The sequence below is a fragment of the Spirulina sp. CCY15215 genome (assembly GCF_016888125.1).
Lineage (GTDB): Bacteria > Cyanobacteriota > Cyanobacteriia > Cyanobacteriales > Spirulinaceae > CCY15215.
The window spans coordinates 1-520 of the sequence record NZ_JACSWA010000052.1 but is presented as its reverse complement, the minus strand read 5'-3'; the positions used below and the strand labels follow the sequence as shown (position 1 = coordinate 520).

Below are 520 nucleotides of genomic sequence, written 5' to 3'. Positions count from 1 at the left end.
TAATTGGATTTCTACTCCCAATGAACGTGCCGATCGCGAACAACTGGAGAAGGAACGAGAACGACACGAAAAACAACAAGAACGACAACGGGCTATTTTGGCTGAAAATGAGCGCGATCGCCAGCAACAAAGAGCAGAACGAGAACAACAACAAAGAGAACGTGCTGAATCTGAACTACAAAAGTTGCGCGAACAACTCAAACAATTAAACATCGATCCTGATTCTCTGGGTTAATTCTTGGAAGCGCGATCGCATAACTTGCAAACTTTCCCAGAAACGCGATCGCTACTTCCATTTACTGGTAAAAATTAGATTACCTTCTCGAATTTCTACTTCTCATGGTTCAACTTCAACCTTCTTACTCCAAGCAGAAATCTCTGCCCACCATGTACGATTTGCCTAGCGAAGACCCGGAGGAACTTGGTTTGCCCGATGAATTTCACGATTTTCAACCGAATTTGCTGACTCAAACTTGTCAATCTCCACACCATCTTCGATCTGATTATTTTATTGCCAAGG

The 520-nt window shown here is 43.1% G+C and carries 2 pseudogenes; both read left to right on the top strand.

The annotated features are described in order from the left end of the window. Nucleotides 1-235: pseudogene (locus JUI58_RS00230) on the top strand (Uma2 family endonuclease); the annotation flags it as partial. A 104-nt stretch (nt 236-339) separates the two neighbouring features. Then, nucleotides 340-520, top strand: a pseudogene (locus tag JUI58_RS00225) (hypothetical protein); the annotation flags it as partial.